The sequence below is a fragment of the Pseudomonas sp. ASL3 genome (assembly GCF_056680425.1).
In genome coordinates, this window is the sequence record NZ_CM155281.1 from 3,334,592 (window position 1) to 3,353,140 (window position 18,549).

The following is an 18,549-nucleotide window of genomic DNA, read 5'->3' on the forward strand; positions in this document are numbered from 1 at the left end:
GTTCTCGGGAGGGCGCGCGATGAGGCACACCCAGAAATGCTGGGGAAGTCCTTGGCTTATTGGAAGTTGTGGACAGCGAGACGCAGACAGGAAGAGGCGCGCGGCATCAAACAGAAGTGTCGCTAAGAACGTTGTCCGACACTTGCCTATCGCAGGCGAAGCTACCGCTCCGACCCACTGTGGATGCCCTTTTAAGTAAACATTCCGGGGTCGTGCAAAAAAACGAACCGCTGCCCCGTTCAGCGGTTCGCGACCTGAGCGGCACCAGCAATGAATGTGCTGGTCTCTCCCCGCCGGACCTGGTGAAGGTCTCTGGCTCAGGTTTCTAGACAACAAGCCCGGTGTAAGTGTTGGACTTATCGACCGTACGGCTTGACTTGATAATTTCAAAAATTTCACACAGTGTCAAATTTTTGAGAATAAGCACACCAAGCCATATATACACTGTAAACCATTGATTAATATCAAATTGTTTTTTTGACGCCGAAACTCCAGCACTTATGACGAAAGGGTTTATTTTTAACAATCGACTTAAACAACTCATTCACTGGAATGGATTGCAATGCCCATGAACTCCAAACCGGGGAAAAGACCTTTTAACGCAAGTACTTCTGCTTTAAATGCTCACACTTATTCATCACTTTCATCCCCTCGAAAGTTACGGTTGCCACTGCGTTTTCAACCCAGGCCTGAACGAGACAACAACTCATTGGGACTTTCGCGCTGAATGAACCGCGCCGCCAAGGCAATGTCTTCACCCAACGGTCGGTCATCGGCGTATACCGCGATCTCTTCGCGCAAGGCCCTGTGCAGTGTCGCGGTACGCGGTGCGGGGGTCAGGTCTTTGTCCAACAGGTCGTAGCTCTGGCTGGCCGCCAGCAGTTCGATGGCGAAGATGTTTTCCAGATTGTCGAAAATCACCTGCGCCTTGAGTGCGGCAGGTGTCGCATGACAGAGGATGTCTTCCTGCAATCCCGAGGTCACACCACCGTCGAGGCTGGCGGGGGCGGCCAGACGCCGGTTGTGGGCCACCAGAGAAACCGCCGCGTACTGGGCGATCATGAAACCTGACTCAACGCCGCTCTCGCCCGCCAGGAATGCCGGCAGCCCGTTGACCAGCGGATTGACCATCCGATCGATTCTGCGTTCGGAGATGGCGCCCAGCTCTGCCATGGCGATGCCAATCTGATCCATCGCCAGACCGATACCCGCTCCCACTGCATGGGCCTGGGAATAAATTTCCGGCGCCTCGGGAGTGCCGCACACCACCGGGTTATCGGTGACGCTTGCCAGCTCCCGGTCGACCACCAACGCCACCTGCGCCCAGGCATCACGCACCGCCCCGTGAACATGGGGAATACTGCGCAGACTCAAGGCGTCCTGAGTCTGGCGCCCGGTGGCGGCAGCGAGGATTCCCGAACCGGCGAGCAGGTCGCTCAAGCGCTCGGCGACTTGCATCAATCCCGGTGACGCGCGCAAGGCCATGGCCGACGCATTCACCGCCCGGATCTGGCAACGCTGGGTTTCGAAACTCATCGCCGAAATAGCATCCGCCCAGTCCATCAACCGTCGGGCCCGCTCCAATAACAGGCAACCCAGGCCGGTCACGCAAGGCGAACCGTTGACCAGGCACAGGCCCTCTTTGGCTTCCAGCAATAGCGGCGCCAGGCCCAGGCGCTCAAGCGCTGCGGCGGCTGGCAGGCGCTCGCCATCGAGCCGACAGTAGCCCTGCCCAATCAGCACCAGACCAATGTGCGCCATGTGGCTGATATAGCCCACCGACCCCTGACGTGGAACCTCAGGCGTGCAGCGAGCATTGAGCAACTCAACCAGGCTCTCCACCACCCGCAGCCGCAGCCCGGAATAACCGTGAGCAAAATTGTTGATTGCACAGGTCATGATCGCCCGCGTCTCAGTCACTCCCAACGGTCTGCCGACACCCACCGCGTGGCTCATCAAAATATTGCGCGACAAGGCGCTCTGTTGCGCGGGCGGCACCACGCTGTCGGACAGCGCACCAACGCCGGTATTGACCCCATAGGCGCGGATGTTCTTTTGCACCACCGTGCGCACAATGGTGTTGGCCGCCTCGATGCGTGCTTTGGCGGCGCTCGACAGATCGAGAAACGTCTCCTGCGCCGCCACGTCTACGACTTGCGACCACACCAACGGTTGATCCAGGGTTACGCGCTTCATCCAGCTTCTCCAGGTAAATTCGGGGTTCTGCGTCCGCTGCGAGCAAGTACCTATCCATGCATGAGACGGACTTATCCGAGCAGGCAGAACTACGTTAAGCTCTCTGAACCCAGTCGTAAACGCGGTAAATTCTCATGCCATCCATGCCTTCAGATCATGTATTGACCAGCCCGAGCTTCCTGCAACGCTTACCGCCGTTACGCGCACTGGAGGTGTTCGCCACGGCCGCCCGTTGTGGCACGTTCAGTCGCGCGGCCAAGGAATTGTTCGTCACCCAAAGCGCCATCAGCCGGCAAATTCAGCAGCTCGAAGAACACTTGGGCGTGATCCTGTTCATCCGCCATAAAACCGGCCTGCGCCTGACACCCGAAGCCGAGGCGCTGCTGCCGGTGGTCGAGGATGCTTTCGCGCGACTGACCAACATGTGCAACAGCCTGCGCAATGCCGGCCAGGTGCTGACCTTGCGCATGCCGCCTACGTTGGCGACGCGCTGGTTTTTGCCATTGCTGCCAAGCCTGCGGGTGGTCATGCCGGATGTGGACGTGCGGGTGACCACCTACGACGCCTGGGAACCGCGCTTCGAGGACAGCGATGTGGATGCCGCGATCATTTATGGGCGCGGTGACTGGAAGGATGTCGAGGCCATTCGACTGATGGCGGAACGGCTGACGCCAGTGTGCTCACCGGAGTTGGCCAAACGCCTGACGAAACCGGCTGACTTGAAGGCGATGCCGTTGCTGCACTGTATTCCGGTACAGGGCTGGAGTCGCTGGTTGGAGGTCGCCGGGGTCGGTGGCGTCGCCTTCCATCGCGGACAAACGTTCGACACCCTGGACCTCGCCCTCTCGGCAGCCACCCGTGGGCAAGGCGTAGCCCTGGGCGATCTGAATCTGGTGCGCGAAAGCCTGAACGACGGCGTGCTGGTGGCGCCGTTCGAAACAGAACTCAATCAAGGCATAGCCTACTACTTGATCTACCCCACGCCACGCGCACAACTACCGAAAATTCGCGCCTTGCGCGAGTGGTTGTTGGCGGCGGTTGAATAGGCCGTATCGGCATAAAGAAGTGTCAGGTATTCACGCAGGCGGCGGTGCTTAGTCTACGCAGTACTTCTAAAGTTATAACAATAAAGGACGATGACCTCACCGAAAAACCGTCACAGGCTCGCGCCGAACACACCGTGTTAACGCGATACAACGAAAGGCTATAAACACCCTGTTGAAATCGTCTTAAACAGTAAAGGCATCATGCACAGCCGTCAGCGCCTATCCCCGGAAGTGCTGGGTGCTGGAGGTGGGTGGCGAGTGAAAAGCCGGAATAAAAAAAGCTGCGGACTCTGGAGAACGGAGGAAGGTCAACCACGACAATAGTCGTTTAGCGCCCCTTCTCCCTTTTCTTCCAGCAACCGCAGCTCCCTTCACCAGCACAAGAACAGGAACACGCTCATCAGCCAGCCTTGGCATGGAGATGGCTGTGCAGCTGGCTGTTATTGACCATGTCATAACGCAGTTCAGTCACCAAATCGCATATATCTCTGCTGTTATTGAGCCTTTCCAAAGAGATACCCGTCACCAGTAAATCAACCCGATCGGATTGCGGGTCAGAGATTTGAACTGTCATTGAATAATCAGGCGCCACTGTACACTTGCAGCGCATCGGCAGAAAAGCGCGCTCAATAATGCCGCGTAACTCCAATGTGGAAAGCCTGTACGCAATCATTTACAGTCTCCTTGAAGCAAGTCGGGTCAATTTTCAGACGCTTGCTACAACTATTATTAGGCATAAGGATCGCAGTCGTGATTCGTCAAATAAACGACGTCGTTTACTTGAGTTATCTTAAACTTTATACCCCACGCCCCACGTTGTAGCAACGGGCGGCTAATAACGGCTTTTATTAATCACGCCCAACGCCGTCATTCATAAAATTGATGGAAGAAACGTTTCATCGCCCCTGACCGGGCATAAAAGCGACGATAACTCTCTTTCTGACCCTGTTTTGCTCACGGAAGATGGAAAAGTCTCTCAACGTTTCCATCGCCGCTCGTCGGCCAGTTGCTCACGCCTGGTTTGATTCATCTTTTGCCAGGCGCAAATGAATCAGCGCTACCCGCGCCCCGTGCTTGTCCTGACGCTCTTCGACTGCGTAAGGCTGAAAGCCGAGCTTGGGATAGAACAACAGGCCAGCGACATTGTGGTTGAAGCACGACGCGGTCACTTCATTGGCTTCATGCTTGTCAAAGGCGATGTCAATCATGTAGGCGATCAGATAACGGCCTACGCCCCTGGAGCGCGCGCTCGGGGAAATGATCACATTGCCCAGCGTGCAGCGACCCCGAAACACCCAACGATAAAAATTCGCGAACCCCACTACCACGCCATCCATTTCGATCACGGTGGAGTCGGAGCGCTGGGCAATGGCGTCGCGCAGCTGAGGCGGCGTCAAGGGATAAGTGGCTTTGGGAAACATATAGAACAGTTCGTCGGCGCTTTGGGGGAAGCCGCATACAACGGGGATGTCTTTTTCTTCCAGGGGGCGATGAAGGAACATGTGCGGATAACCTCTCGAAGAATCAGGAGCAGATGCGTAAAGACACTATATGCGAAGGATTGGCCGGCGCAGAGCCCTAAACAGCAGCACGCGCAAGCCTCGCCATCGGAACCGCCCCGTGTCCATCGCTTGAAATCGGACAAGATTCAGGGCGACGAATTCAAGGCAGGTCCAATCGATAACCGTGCCCCCTATAAAGAAATGCTCATGCAGAGCAATGCATAAAGCCCGTAGTAACGGCACGACCCATTGCAAATTGCACGACCTGAAGTTCTGCATGAACCTTAAGTAATTGATAAACAATGACTTTATATAACTACCTCTGTGGCACGCCCACTGCACTGTTTTGAATGAACGCGTGCAACACCCTTATTCAAACAAGGAGCAGAACAATAATGACTTCTTCCTCGGGTAACTATTCAACTGTTTTACAAGAGTCGGTAACTGCCTCGGGAGTCTCTTGGGGAGCAATATTTGCCGGGGCGGCGGGCGCGGCGGCGCTGTCGCTGATTCTTGTGGTACTGGGCTTCGGTCTCGGCTTCTCGGTCGTCTCGCCATGGTCAGACAGTGGCATCAGTGCCAAAGGACTGGGCATCTCGACGATTGTCTGGCTGGCCTTCACCCAAGTTGTCGCTTCAGGCCTGGGCGGATATATCGCCGGGCGCCTGCGAGTGAAGTGGGCAAACATGCATGGCGATGAAGTGTATTTTCGCGATACGGCCCACGGTTTTCTGGCATGGGCGGTGGCTACATTAGTCACTGCGACGTTGGTGGTCAGCTCGGCCAGCAGCGTAGTCAGTGGTGGCGTGCAAGCCGGTGCGAGCATGACGTCTGGTGCAGCCGGGGCAATGACCCAGGCAGCCAGCAACACCAGCGGTGAAGACCTCGGTTACTTCGTCGACTCACTGTTCCGCGGTGAGAGCCCGGCAGCCGTCAGCGATGATGCGGCTCATGGCGTGGTCTTCAGGATCTTCACCAGAACCCTGAGTAAAGACGGTCAGCTGAGTGCTGAAGACCGTACTTACCTGGCGCAAATAGTTGCCCAGCGCACCAACCTGAGCCAGGCCGATGCCGAACGTCGCATCGATCAGGTGTACGGTCAGGCTCACCAGGCAGTGGACGAAGCCAAGGTCGCTGCGAAAAACGCCGCTGACACCGCCCGTAAATTAGCGGCATGGGCGTCTATCTGGATGTTCGTCGCCCTGCTCTGCGGTGCCTTCATCGCCAGCCTGGCCGCTACCTTTGGCGGTCGTCGTCGGGATGCGGTGGTGTACCTGAGCGATTCATCTTTGGAGCACGACGCCTACATCCCTTCCACCACCCTGCCACCGGTTCGTTAACCCGCCGGTTCCGGGCACTATTGATAACCCAGGAGAAAAACAATGCGCTCATTACTTCTATTGTTTCTCGGTGTACCGATCCCGATCATCATTTTGATCGCCCTGTTCGTGCACTGATAGGTTAAGGCTGTTGATCGAGGCCGCTTCTGCTCATCGCAGGAGCGGCCTTTTTGCTGACTCCTTTAACCTCAAGGCATACCCAACCAGTTCGGCAGGGCCAGCGAGATGAACGGCACGTAGGTCACCAGAATCAGAAACACCAGCAAGATCGATAGCCACGGCAAGGCTGCACGGATGGTCTGCCCCAGGGTCAGACCGGTCACTGCCGAGGTGACGAACAGGTTGAGCCCCACCGGTGGGTGCACCAGGCCGATCTCCATGTTCACCACCATGACGATGCCCAGATGGATCGGATCGATGCCCAGTTTCATCGCAATCGGGAAGAAGATCGGCGCCAGGATCAGCACGATGGCCGACGGTTCCATGAAGCTGCCGGCTACCAGCAACACGATGTTGACCATGATCAGGAAACCGATCGGCGTCAGCCCCTCAGACACCACCCAGTTGGTGATTTGCTGGGGAATTTGTTCGGTGGTCAGCACGTGGGCAAAGAGCATGGCATTGGCGATGATGAACATCAGCATCAGCGACAGGCGCCCTGAGTCCATCAACACCCGGGGACAGTCCCGAATCTTCATGTCCTTGTAGATGAACAGCGCGACAAAGGCTGAGTACACCGCCGCCACCGCCGCCGCTTCGGTCGGGGTGAACATGCCGCTGTAGATCCCGCCGAGGATGATCACCAGCAACAGCAATCCCCAGAACGCCCGTTGCGCGGTGTGCAGCCACTGGCGGAAGGTGACCCGTGGCTGGGCTGGCAGTTTCTTGATCCGGGCGACGATGTAGATCACCACCATCAGGCTCAGGCCCAGCACGATGCCCGGGACGATACCGGCAATGAACAGCTTGCCCACCGAGGTTTCGGTCGCGGACGCGTACACCACCATCACGATCGAGGGCGGCACCAGAATGCCCAGGGTCCCGGCGTTGCAGATGATCCCTGCGCCAAACTCCTTCGGATAACCGGAACGCACCATGCCTGCCACTGCAATCGACCCCACGGCCGCCACGGTCGCTGGCGACGAACCGGACAAGGCGGCGAACAGCATGCAGGCCAGCACCGCCGCGATCGCCAGGCCGCCGCGAATATGCCCGACGCAGGCGTTGGCGAAGTCGATCAGCCGCTGCGCCACGCCGCCAGTGGTCATGAACGCACCGGAGAGCAGGAAGAACGGGATCGCCAGCAAGGTATAGGCGTCAGAGGTTTCGAACAGCTTGATCGCCAGCGAACTCAGCGAGTCCTGGCTGAACATCAAAATCGATAACGCACCGGACAAACCCAGAGAAATCGCGATGGGCACGCCCAGGAACATGAACACGAACAGCAGCAGGAACAGACAAAGAACGGCCATCAGTGTTGCTCCTTGTCATGACTGGCCAGCTTGCTCGCTTCTGCCGCTTCATCGGCCAGCCCGAGGCCGACCTGGCGATGGGTGAATAGCCGCCAGAGGATTTCCAGATAGCGGATCAGCACCATGGCGAAACCGATGGGGACGATCAGCGCGATGTCGGAGAGCTTGACGCCGAATTGATCGAGGTCTTCGGCACCGATCTGCGCCGTGAACAAGGCCAACAGCCATTTGAAACTGGCGACCATGAACAACCCGGCATACGCCAGGCAGCACGCACACGCGACCATTGCCAGCAGACGCTGGACCCGACGTGGCGTCAGCTTGACCAACGCGTCCACCCCCAGGTGGCCGGCGGTGCGCACACCGTAGGACATGCCGAAGAAGATCAACCAACCAAACAACGCCTTGGTCAGTGCCACGCTCCAGGTCATTTCCTGGGCATAGCCCATCAGGTGATCGCCAATGCCTGCGAAAAACTCGCGGCTGAACGCCCACTTGTCGCTCAACGTGTAAAACAGCGTGTAGATGTTGTTAAGCATCACGTAGACGAATGTCACCAGCGTCATGGCGGCCAGCAGGAAGGCAATAAAGGCCTCCTCCAGATGCTCCCAGAGTCGCATCAGCGATTGCATAAAAGTGCTCCGAACGTAGAGAGAACGGCCGCTCAGATCAGAGCGGCCGCGCAGACATCACTGTCTGTACAGATCAAGACGGCTTGTTGGCGTCGTCGGCGGCCTTGATCAGGTCGGCACCGATTTCATCCGAGAACTTGGCCCACACCGGACGCATGGTTTCGCGCCAGGCTTCACGCTGTTCAGGCGTCAGCTCGATGATTTCGCTGGTTTTGGCGTTAATGATTTTCTGCTTGGCTGTCTGGTTCAGCGCTTCGGCCTGTTTGTTCACTTCGACCGTCACTTCAACCATGATCTTTTCCAGCTCGGTACGGATATCCGGTGGCAGGCCGCTCCAGAATTTGGCGTTGGTGATCACCATGTAGTCGATCAAGCCGTGGTTGGATTCAGTGAAGTACTTCTGCACTTCATTGACCTTTTGGCTTTCATAGTTGGACCAGGTGTTCTCGGTGCCGTTGACGGTGCCGGTCTGCAAGCCCTGATAGACCTCGGCGAAGCTCATCTTGCGCGGGTTGGCGTGCAGGGCCTTGAACTGCTCTTCCAGTACGCTGGAAGCCTGCACACGGAACTTCAGGCCGCGAGCGTCTTTCGGATCGCGCAGTGGTTTGTTTGCCGAAATTTCTTTAAGACCGTTGTGCCAGTAAGCCAGACCATGGATGCCCTTGCTGTCCATGGAGCTCAGCAGCGCTTTACCGGGACCGTCCTGGAAGCGATCGACAGCGGCCATGTCGTTGAACAGGAATGGCAGGTCATAGATTTGAGTCTGCTTGGTGTACTGCTCGAATTTGGCCAACGACGGCGCCAACATCTGAACATCACCCAACAACAGCGCTTCCATTTCCTTGCCGTCACCGAACAGCGACGAGTTTGCGTAAACCTCGACCTTCACTTTGCCCGGCAGACGTTCTTCGGCGAGTTTCTTGAACAGCAGCGCGCCCTGCCCTTTAGGGGTGTTTTCAGCGACGACATGAGCGAATTTGATGACAATCGGATCGGCTGCCTGAGCCAGGCTGGCCATGGTCATTGCGGCGGCGCATAGGAGCGCCCGGGTCACCTTCAACATCGATTTCACCTTGTTATTGTTGTGATTGCTTTTATCTGGAGAGAACTATCTGGAGCGTTCGAAGCCTGTGTACTCAAGATGCACAAGACCAAGCGTTTAGAGAATTTGCATTTTTGTAAGCCAGCGTTCGGCCTAGCTGAATGCCAGTGCCAATAGTCGTTGTGCGCGCAGCAACACCGGCGCGTCCACCATCTGCCCATCCATCTGGAACGCACCCGCGCCGCTGGCACTGGCATCGACCACACGTTGCGCCCAGGCAAGGTCTGCAGCGCTTGGCGCCAGCGCTTCGTGGATCACCGCAATCTGTTTCGGGTGGATACACAAGGCGCCCGCGAAGCCCATCTCATAGGCGTGACGGATGGAGCGATGCAAACCTTCAGGATCGCCAATGGCAGGATGCACGCCGTCCAGTGGCGGCAGCAGACCAGCGCCACGCGAATGGAGCATCAGCGATATACGCGCCTGATCGAGCACACACTGCGCCGCCTGAGAGCCGTTGCTCAGGTTCAGGTCCAGTGCCAGGTCCAGACCACCGAACGACAAGCGCTCGACACCGGTGGCGCCGGCAATTTCGGCCAGCGCCAACAAGCCACGAGCGCTCTCGATGATCGGCCAGATCGGCTTGCCGGTGGCCGCCACCGCAGCGACCTGCGCAGCACTTTCCACCTTGGGCAGCAGCACTCCGGCAACCCCTGCATGGCTTTGGCAGAACGCCAGATCGGCGAGGTGTTCGGCATGTTCCGGGGCGTTGACCCGAACCCACACCGACGCCTGTGGCGTGCTGTTGAAAAAGGCCGACAGGTTTTCTCGCGCCTGGCGTTTGAGCGGCTCTTCTACTGCATCTTCAAAATCGACGATCACTGCGTCGGCGCCAGCGGCCATGGCCTTGGCGAAACGCTCGGGTCGGCTGCCGGGCACAAACAGTGCGGAGCGGACGATGGAACCGGACATGGTTGATTTCCTCTTCTTATTTGTGAGGGCTGAGATACCGTGTTCGCAGTGGGACGCAGTCATCTGTAGGAGCGGGCTTGCCCGCGATGGCGGCGTGTCAGACACACCTCATCAGGCTGATCGCGGGCAAGCCCGCTCCTACAGGAGATCGTCAAACCACCCCAGCCGCCTGTAACCGCGCCTGATCCTCAGCCGAAAATCCCAGCTCGCCGAGAATGCCGTTGGTGTGTTCACCCAGGCCCGGCACCGGGTCCATGCGCGGGGTGAACGCGGCGTTGCGCCCCGGTGGCAGCAATGACGGCAGCTTGCCGGACGGGCTGTCCACTTCGCGCCAGCTGTCGCGCGCCTTGAGTTGCGGGTGATCCCAGACACCTTGCATGTCGTTGACCCGGGCGTTGGCGATCTGCGCCACTTCCAGCCGGGCGACAACCTCCTCCACCGTCAGTTGCGCAAAGCCGTCGACAATGATCTGGCGCAGCACGTCGCGGTTTTCCGAACGCTTGAAGTTCGCTGAAAAACGCTCATCGGTGGCCAGCGCCGCATCGAGCAGGACCTTCTCGCAGAACAACGCCCACTCGCGTTCGTTCTGCAAACCCAGCATCACCGTGCCGCCGCCTTTGGTCGGGAACGGGCCGTAGGGATAGATCGTCGAGTGCGACGCCCCGGCGCGCGGTGGCGGCTGGGCGCCGTCGAAGGCGTAGTACATCGGGTAGCCCATCCACTCCACCAGACTTTCCAGCATGCTCACGTCGATGCGACTGCCCACACCGGTTTTGTCGCGCAGCATCAGCGCCGACAAAATCCCGCTGTAGGCGTACATGCCTGCCGAGATGTCGGCGATGGAGCAGCCGGCCTTGGCCATCTGATCCTCATCCGGCCCACCGGTCACCGACAGAAAACCGCCCTCGCTCTGGATCAGCAGGTCGTAGGCTTTTTTCTTTTCATAAGGACCGCCCTCGCCATAACCGGAGATGTCGCAGATGATCAGCCGCGGGAAGCGCTCATGCAGTGCTTCGAAGGACAAGCCCATGCGCGCCGCAGCGCCGGGCGCGAGGTTTTGCACCAAGACGTCGGCCTTGCCGAGCAGGGCCAGAAGAATATCGCCTGCCTGGTCCTGCTTGAGGTCCAGGGTCAGGCTTTCCTTGGAGCGATTGGTCCAGACGAAGTGCGAGGCCAGGCCACGCACGCGCTCGTCGTAACCGCGAGCGAAATCGCCGCTGCCAGGGCGCTCGATCTTCACCACCCGTGCCCCCAGATCCGCCAGTTGCCGGGTGCAGAAAGGCGCGGCAATCGCGTGTTCGAGACTGATCACGGTAATCCCGTCCAGGGGACGTGGGTTTTGTCGGGTTGTCATGTTCGGTGTACCTCAGTTCTGTAGGAGCGCGCTTGCCCGCGATCGGCCGGGAACCGGTCGTAATCGTTGGGACGGAATGAACGTCCTCCGGCCGTTATCGCGGGCAAGCGCGCTCCTACAAGGATCTAGATCAAATCGTTCAGTTCTCTGGCATCCCGCAGTTGCCAGACCTTTTCGATCAGCGCGTTGCCCTGTTCCGGCGTGCGTGCGCCGGAGAACGCCAACAGGCGCTGGAATTTGTCTTCCAGTTCAGGGCGCGACAGGGTGTTGCCCGGATCGCCCTTGGGTTCGTCGATGGCCCCTGTCAGCGTGCGGCCGTCGGTGGTGGTGACCACCACGCGGCCCAGCCAGCGCGCGGGATAAGCGCTGTCGACTTCGCTGTCCAGTACCATGCTGACTTTCTCGCGGAACGCCGCCACCGCCGGATCGGTCAGGGCCAGTTCCTGAAATTCGATCAACTGCGCGCTGCCGTGCACCGCAATCAAACCGAGCACCGCGCCCATGGAAAACTTGGCTTGATGTACGGTCTGCGGCACCACGACCCGACCGAGAACGTCGATAGCCGCCTGATGCACGTGGGTAGTGACCTGCGCGATCTGATCATGGGTCAAGCCTTCGCGCTGCATCAGGTGCAGCAAAGCATCGGCGGCCGGGTGGGTGTGGCGGCACGAAGCGTGGAACTTGAACGAGGTTTCGATCAGCGCCCAGCGGCTGCCCAAACGGTCGGACAACTTGCTCGGGTCGGCATCGCTGGACATGCCCGCGGCCATGCCTTGGTCGCCTTCAAGGATATTGCGTGCACCGGTCAGGCCGTCGAGGGTCATGTAGGCCGCGAGCAGGCCATCGGCAGCGGCTTTGGCGGTGTGCAGTTGTTTCGAGTCGGCCGCGTCGCGCAAAAACTCCCAGAGCCCGGCGGCCTGGGTGCCGGCATTGCCGAGCAGGTTGATGAATTGCTCTTTGTCGAAGCCCAGCAATTTGCCGACCGCGACGGCTGCCGCGAGGGTGCCGACCGTGGCCGTGGTATGGAAAATCCGATAGTGAGAACGGCCCATGAATTCGCCGATGCGAATCCCGGCTTCATAGCCCGCCACCGACGCCAGCAGCAGATCGCGACCGGATTTTCCCAGATCCTGAGCCGCCGCCAGCACGGCGGGAAACACCACCGTGGCCGGGTGCAGCACCGAGCTGTTGTGCAGGTCATCCTGCTCCACCAGATGCGAGGACGCGGCGTTGACCAGCGCGGCGAAGTACGCCGAGGTGCCACGGCCATTGACCAGGATCTTCGCCGGGCCATTACCTGGCCCCATGCGCAGCGCATAACGCTCGAACAGCGGGATCGGATGTGACCCCTGGCTGGCCAGCGCCGAGCCGAGCCAGTCGAGGAACAGGTCTTCAGTGCGGTCGAGAACGGCGTCCGGCACCTGTTCGTAGTTCAGGTCGGCCAGGAAACCGGCCAGTGCTTGGGTATGGCTCATGATCGGCTCCTCAGAAACTGCGTGGCAGTTCGAGCAAGTGCTCGGCGACGTACGAAAGAATCAGGTTGGTGGAGATCGGCGCGACCTGGTACAGACGGGTTTCGCGGAACTTGCGCTCGATGTCGTATTCGCAGGCGAAGCCAAAACCGCCATGGGTTTGCAGGCAGGCATTGGCTGCTTCCCAGGACGCCTTGGCCGCCAGGTATTTCGCCATATTGGCGCTGGCCCCGGCGTTCTTGCCGCTGTCGTATTCCTCGCAGGCGCGCCAGCGCATCAGGTCAGCAGCCTCGATTTCGATATGGGCTTCGGCGATGGGGAACTGCACGCCCTGGTTCTGCCCGATGGGCCGGCCGAACACCACCCGATCACGGGCGTAGGCACTGGCTTTTTCGATGAACCAACGGCCGTCGCCGATGCATTCGGCGGCGATCAGCGTGCGCTCGGCATTGAGGCCGTCGAGGATGTATTTGAAGCCTTTACCCTCTTCACCGATCAGGCTGCTGGCGGGCAGCTCCAGGTTGTCGAAGAACAGCTCGTTGGTCTCGTGATTGACCATATTGGCGATGGGCTGGACCGTCAGGCCGTTGCCGATGGCCTCGCGCAGGTCGACCAGGAAGATCGACATGCCTTCGGATTTTTTCTGCACCTCAGCCAATGGTGTGGTGCGCGCCAGCAGGATCATCAGGTCGGAATGCTGAATCCGCGAGATCCACACCTTCTGCCCATTGATCACGTACTTGTCGCCCTGCTTCACCGCCGTGGTCTTGATCTTGGTGGTGTCGGTGCCGGTGGTGGGCTCGGTCACAGCCATCGATTGCAGGCGCAATTCGCCCGCGGCGATCTTCGGCAGGTAATAGCTTTTCTGCGCTTCACTGCCGTGCCGCAGCAGGGTGAACATGTTGTACATCTGGCCGTGCACGGTGCCGGAGTTGCCGCCACAGCGGTTCACTTCTTCAAGGATTACTGACGCTTCGGCCAGACCCAGGCCGGAGCCGCCGTATTCAGTGGGGATCATCGCCGCCAGCCAGCCGGCATCGGTCAGGGCCTTGACGAAGGCCTCAGGAAAACCCTTTTGTTCATCGATCTGGCGCCAGTAAGCGGCATCGAATTCGGCGCACAGGGCACGCACGCCTTCGCGGATGGCATTGAGTTCTTCGTTGTCGTTGGGGTTCATCGATCGGCTCTCATGGGTCCGCCAGCAGATTTAATCGGCCAGCGGGTCTAGCAAATGGTTTGCTCAAGGATGGGAGGCGCTGCTTTCAGTCGAACAGGACTTCAGCGCTCTGGGCGATACCGGCGTCATTGCCAGCCCACAATTGCGCTTTGCCCGGTTGCAGAATGCGGCCACCGACGCTGAACGGTTGCGGGGCAATCAACGGTCGTACGCCGCGGTAGGCGAAATGCCGCAGGCGCGCTTGCGGATTGGCCCGGCAAAAAGCGCGCAGGCTCAGCGTGGCGATCATCGGGCCGTGCACCACCAGCCCGGCATAGCCTTCGGTGCCGGTGACGTAGGGGTAGTCGTAGTGAATGCGGTGGCCGTTGAAGGTCACGGCGGAGTAACGGAACAACAGGGTCGACGTCGGTGCGATGGTTTCGCTCCATTCGCCCTCCTCCAGCGCCTGGCCACTGCTGTGCTTGGGTGGATTGGGCTCGCGGTAAACGATGTCCTGCTCTTCGCGGATCGCCAGGCGACCGTCCTGGGAATAGTCGTGGCGCACGGTGACGAACAACAACGCGCCGGTGCGGCCGATCTTTTCTTCTATATGGGTGATGGTCGAAAGCCGGTGGGCATCGGCGCCGACCCGTAGCGGTTCAAGGAACTCGATACGACCACCGGCCCACATGCGGTTGCGGTTATCGGCCGGGGGCAAGAAGCCACCGCGTGCCGGATGACCGTCAGTACCAAGCAGGGATTCAGCCAGCGGCTCCTGAAAGAAGCACCATTGCCAGAGCGGCGGCAGGGCCGCGCCGTGAGCAGGAGCCTCTTCGCCGAAGGTCGCAGCGATGCGCTTGATCAAGTTACGACTCAGTTGATCCTGGGCCTCTTCGGTGCGTCCAAGCCAGGCACTGAAATCTGAAGCACTCATGCGGGTTCCCCCTTGCCAGTTGTTGTTATGGGGGGATCATGCAAGGCGCTCGGCATTCTGAGAATTTGCATTTTCGTAAGCCCGCGTTCATATATGCTGAACGCTCACGGCATCTCTGGAGACGACTATGCACTTCGATCTGGCCGACTTGCGCCTGTTCATCCACATTGGCGAATCGCCGAGCCTGACCCAGGGCGCCCGACGTGCGTTTCTGTCACCGGCGGCCGCCAGCGCCCGGATCAAGGCCCTGGAAAGCCAACTCGATACCCGCCTGCTGTACCGCGACAGCCGTGGCGTGGAGTTGACGCCTGCGGGTCAGCGCTTGCTCAAGCACGCGCGGCTGATCATGCGCCAGGTGGATTACCTGAAGTCTGAATTCACCAGTTACGGCACCGATTCGGCCGGGCACATCCGGATCTTCGCCAACACCACGGCGGTGACCGAGTTTCTGCCGGAAGTGCTGGCAGGCTTTCTGGCGAAACGGCCTGGGGTGACCGTCGATCTGCAAGAGCGCCTGTCGCGGGATATCGTGCGGGGCGTGCTCGATGGCAGTACCGATATGGGCATCATTGCCGGCCCGGTGGAAGCCGCCGGTTTGCAGGTGATGCACTTCAGCACCGACCGTCTGGTATTGGCTGTACCGGTGGGGCACGCACTTGCCGGGCCGAAACCGGTGACCCTCAAACAGACCCTGGCCTTCCAGCATATCGGCCTGCACGAAGGCAGCACGCTGCTGAGTTTTCTTCGTGATCATGTGGAGCGGCTGGGGCTGAACCTGTCGTTGCGGATTCAGATGTCCAGCTTCGAGGCCATCTGCCGGATGGTCGAAGCCGGCGTGGGCATCGGCATCATCCCGGAGTCTGCCGCCGTTCGGCACCGCCGCACCATGGAGCTGGCAATCGTCGAACTTGACGAACCCTGGGCAATTCGCGAGCGCAGTATTCTGGTTCGCGAACTGGACGCTCTGCCGGGCACCGTGCGCGCATTGATTGCGACCTTGATGCCGAAGACGGCCGAGGAGCACATTCTGTAGGAGCTGACTTGTCTGCGATCGGCTGCGAAGCAGTCGTAAATGGGCTGGACACGATATCGCTGGAAGGTCCTTCGGCCCTTATCGCAGACAAGTCAGCTCCTACAGGGTTCTGGGGCTCGTCGGCAATTCGAAGCAGAACGTCGCGCCTTTACCCGGTGCTGATACCAGCTGAATCTCGCAGCCATGCAGCTGCAGAATGCGGCGCACGATCAGCAGACCCAGCCCCCCGGAGCGACGGTCACCCGCCTGGCTGAATGGACGCCGGAACAGGCTTTCCAACAGTTGCTCGGGAATACCCGGCCCGGTATCGCTCACTGTGACGATCACCTTGTCAGCCTCATACTTGAGCGCCACCTCAATGGTGCCGCCCGATGGCGTATGCCGGATCGCATTGTCGATCAGGTTCGTCAGCACCCGCTCGATCAAGCCCAGGTCGGCCGAGACCATGGACGACGAGCGCGGCAATACCGCCACCAGCCGCGACTGTTTTTCCTCGGCCATCAGTTCGAACTTCTGAAAGACGTCCTGTATCAGGTCGGTGAGCGAAAAGTCTTCGATGAGCAACTGAACAGCGCCATGCTCAAGCCTGGCCAACTCGAACAAGGCCTGCGCCAGTTGGCGCACGGTGTTGCTCTGCGCCAGCGCCACGGCGAGATAGCGCTGACGTTCGGTTTCGCTGAGCGCCGCGCCCTTGAACGACAGTGTTTCCAGATAACCATGCAGCGATGCCAGAGGCGTGCGCAAGTCATGGGAGATATTCGCCACCAGTTCGCGCCGGTCCTGGTCCAGTTGCGTCAGGGTGCGCCATTGCTCGGCAATCCGGGCCGCCATCTGGGCAAAGCTGGCCTCCAGCACGGCGATCTCGTCGCGCCGACTGGCCTCGGCTGTCGGCACCAGCGGCAAGGTAACCGGCTCGGCTTCGGTATCGAAGTCGCGCATGGTGTCGGTCAGCCGCCGCAATGGCCGGGTAATCAGCCGGAAAGCCATCAACCCGGCCACCAGGCCAAGCAGCGCGACCAGCGCCATGGACCACAACGTCGTGCGCAACACCGAACTGGCGGCTACCTGAGCAGCAAGTCGGTCGTGCGCCTCGCCCAACAGCACCACGTAGATGTAGCCGAGATCATGGTCGCCAACATGCAACGCGGCGACGCTGAAGACCTTTTGCCCGTCGACACTGCGCGGATCGTCGCCGAGGATCGGCAGCGGCTGTCCTTCCAGCAGGCTATGAAGGGGTTTGAGGTCGACGCGATCGCGCTTCAAGTGACCGGCCGGCGCATCATCACCGGTGATGTGCCCGGCGCTATCGAGCAGATAAACTTCGACGCTGGGGTTGACGTTCATCAGCTTGCTGAACAGCACGCGGATGTCCTCAATCTTGAGATTGCCGGCGCCGATCATGTTGTTATCCCGGGCGATACTCTCGGCCAACCCAAGCGACAAGCCTTGCACCACCTCTTTTTCATGCAGGTCGTTAGCGCGGATCTGCAGCCAGGCCGAAGCCCCGCAACACGCGAGCAACAAGATCGCGAACGCCACGGACAGGCGCTGTAACAGCGTCAGGTTCATTCAGGGTGCCTCACGCGGTCCCGGCGAAAACCGATAGCCCAGCCCCCAAACGGTCAGGATGCGGCTCGGCTCCGCCGGATCGACTTCGACTTTGGCCCGCAGGCGATTGATGTGGGTGTTGACGGTATGCTCATAGCCATCGTGCTTGTAGCCCCACACCTGGTTGAGCAAATCCATGCGGGAAAAGACCTTCCCGGGGTTTTTGACAAAGAAATACAACAGGTCGAACTCACGCGGGGTGAGTTCGAGGTATTTGCCATCGACCTCTGCCTGGCGCGTCACCGGGTCGAGGGACAGCCCGTTAAGCTCGATCTTGCCGGCGACGGCTCTCAGGTTTTTTTCCAGGGCATCCACCCTGCGCAACAGCGCCTTGACCCGCGCCACCAGCTCCAGCATCGAAAACGGCTTGGCCAGATAATCGTCGGCGCCAAGTTCGAGCCCGAGTACTCGATGCATCTCGCTGGAACGGGCGCTGGTGATGATGATCGGCGTGTAGCGCGCCATGGCACGCGCCTGTCGGCAGATTTCCAGACCGTCCACGCCCGGCAGCATCAAGTCCAGAATCAGGGCATCCCAGCCGCCCTGCTCAAGTTGTGCCAGCCCCGTATTGCCGTCGGCGCAATGGGTCACGGCATAGCCCTCGTCCTGCAGATGCAGGCGCAGCAAGCCCGCGAGGTTCATGTCATCTTCGACGATCAATACGCGCTTGGGCACATCCATTATCAGCCTTCTGCAGTGAGTTGCTCCGGCGCACGGAAGATGCACCAGGACGCTCATTGTGCAAGATTCCAGCGAGTCCATTCATCACAATTAATTTAACTTTGCGTGA

16 protein-coding genes are annotated in these 18,549 nt (G+C 59.5%); 3 read left to right on the top strand and 13 right to left on the bottom strand.

Going from position 1 to position 18,549, the window contains the following annotated elements; translation table 11 throughout:
• Positions 1–678: 678 nt before the first annotated feature.
• Positions 679–2,196, bottom strand: coding sequence for an HAL/PAL/TAL family ammonia-lyase (locus AC1MEE_RS15405; protein WP_480410473.1), 1,518 nt, complete (start codon positions 2,194–2,196; stop codon positions 679–681).
• Between the two features lie 134 nt (positions 2,197–2,330).
• On the opposite strand from AC1MEE_RS15405, the gene AC1MEE_RS15410 reads away from it, so the two are divergent.
• Positions 2,331–3,242 carry a LysR substrate-binding domain-containing protein gene (locus AC1MEE_RS15410; RefSeq protein WP_480410474.1) on the top strand — a complete coding sequence of 304 codons (912 nt, stop codon included), beginning with the start codon at positions 2,331–2,333 and terminating at the stop codon, positions 3,240–3,242.
• Between the two features lie 400 nt (positions 3,243–3,642).
• Here the strand turns inward: AC1MEE_RS15410 and AC1MEE_RS15415 are convergent, their stop codons facing one another.
• Entirely contained in the window at positions 3,643–3,915 is a 273-nt protein-coding gene (locus tag AC1MEE_RS15415; protein WP_480410475.1) for a DUF1652 domain-containing protein, read from the bottom strand.
• A 337-nt stretch (positions 3,916–4,252) separates the two neighbouring features.
• Positions 4,253–4,744: an N-acetyltransferase family protein gene (locus AC1MEE_RS15420; protein WP_480410476.1), complete on the bottom strand. Its 492-nt coding sequence runs from the start codon at positions 4,742–4,744 to the stop codon at positions 4,253–4,255.
• A 395-nt stretch (positions 4,745–5,139) separates the two neighbouring features.
• Between AC1MEE_RS15420 and AC1MEE_RS15425 the strand changes: the two genes are divergently transcribed.
• A complete protein-coding gene (locus tag AC1MEE_RS15425; RefSeq protein ID WP_480410477.1) occupies positions 5,140–6,084 on the top strand; it encodes a hypothetical protein in 945 nt (314 codons plus the stop codon).
• Between the two features lie 188 nt (positions 6,085–6,272).
• Here the strand turns inward: AC1MEE_RS15425 and dctM are convergent, their stop codons facing one another.
• The 8 genes from dctM to AC1MEE_RS15465 form a co-directional block, all read right to left on the bottom strand.
• Positions 6,273–7,556: a C4-dicarboxylate TRAP transporter large permease protein DctM gene (gene dctM, locus AC1MEE_RS15430; RefSeq protein WP_480410478.1), complete on the bottom strand. Its 1,284-nt coding sequence runs from the start codon at positions 7,554–7,556 to the stop codon at positions 6,273–6,275.
• Positions 7,556–8,188 (bottom strand): TRAP transporter small permease, encoded by a 633-nt coding sequence (locus AC1MEE_RS15435; protein ID WP_480410479.1) that lies wholly within the window; start codon positions 8,186–8,188, stop codon positions 7,556–7,558. Before AC1MEE_RS15435 ends, dctM begins: the two co-directional genes overlap by 1 nt.
• Before the next feature lie 73 nt (positions 8,189–8,261).
• On the bottom strand, positions 8,262–9,251 hold the full coding sequence (locus AC1MEE_RS15440) for a TRAP transporter substrate-binding protein (protein WP_480410480.1): 990 nt from the start codon (positions 9,249–9,251) through the stop codon (positions 8,262–8,264).
• A gap of 132 nt (positions 9,252–9,383) precedes the next feature.
• A complete protein-coding gene (locus AC1MEE_RS15445) occupies positions 9,384–10,202 on the bottom strand; it encodes an HpcH/HpaI aldolase/citrate lyase family protein (protein WP_480410481.1) in 819 nt (272 codons plus the stop codon).
• A 151-nt stretch (positions 10,203–10,353) separates the two neighbouring features.
• Positions 10,354–11,556, bottom strand: a complete 1,203-nt coding sequence (locus tag AC1MEE_RS15450; protein ID WP_480410482.1) for a CaiB/BaiF CoA transferase family protein — start codon at positions 11,554–11,556, stop codon at positions 10,354–10,356.
• A gap of 125 nt (positions 11,557–11,681) precedes the next feature.
• Positions 11,682–13,031: an MmgE/PrpD family protein gene (locus tag AC1MEE_RS15455; protein ID WP_480410483.1), complete on the bottom strand. Its 1,350-nt coding sequence runs from the start codon at positions 13,029–13,031 to the stop codon at positions 11,682–11,684.
• A gap of 10 nt (positions 13,032–13,041) precedes the next feature.
• Positions 13,042–14,205, bottom strand: a complete 1,164-nt coding sequence (locus AC1MEE_RS15460) for an acyl-CoA dehydrogenase family protein (protein WP_480410484.1) — start codon at positions 14,203–14,205, stop codon at positions 13,042–13,044.
• Between the two features lie 85 nt (positions 14,206–14,290).
• The gene (locus AC1MEE_RS15465) at positions 14,291–15,118 is read right to left on the bottom strand and encodes an HTD2 family dehydratase (protein ID WP_480410485.1); all 828 of its coding nucleotides are present in this window, start codon (positions 15,116–15,118) and stop codon (positions 14,291–14,293) included.
• Positions 15,119–15,245: 127 nt separating this feature from the next.
• Between AC1MEE_RS15465 and AC1MEE_RS15470 the strand changes: the two genes are divergently transcribed.
• On the top strand, positions 15,246–16,151 hold the full coding sequence (locus AC1MEE_RS15470) for a LysR family transcriptional regulator (protein ID WP_480410486.1): 906 nt from the start codon (positions 15,246–15,248) through the stop codon (positions 16,149–16,151).
• 99 nt (positions 16,152–16,250) lie between these two features.
• Here AC1MEE_RS15470 and AC1MEE_RS15475 read toward each other — a convergent pair whose 3' ends face one another.
• Positions 16,251–17,720: a sensor histidine kinase gene (locus AC1MEE_RS15475; protein WP_480410487.1), complete on the bottom strand. Its 1,470-nt coding sequence runs from the start codon at positions 17,718–17,720 to the stop codon at positions 16,251–16,253.
• Positions 17,721–18,440, bottom strand: coding sequence for a response regulator transcription factor (locus tag AC1MEE_RS15480; protein ID WP_480410488.1), 720 nt, complete (start codon positions 18,438–18,440; stop codon positions 17,721–17,723). It abuts the gene before it with no gap.
• Positions 18,441–18,549: the final 109 nt, after the last annotated feature.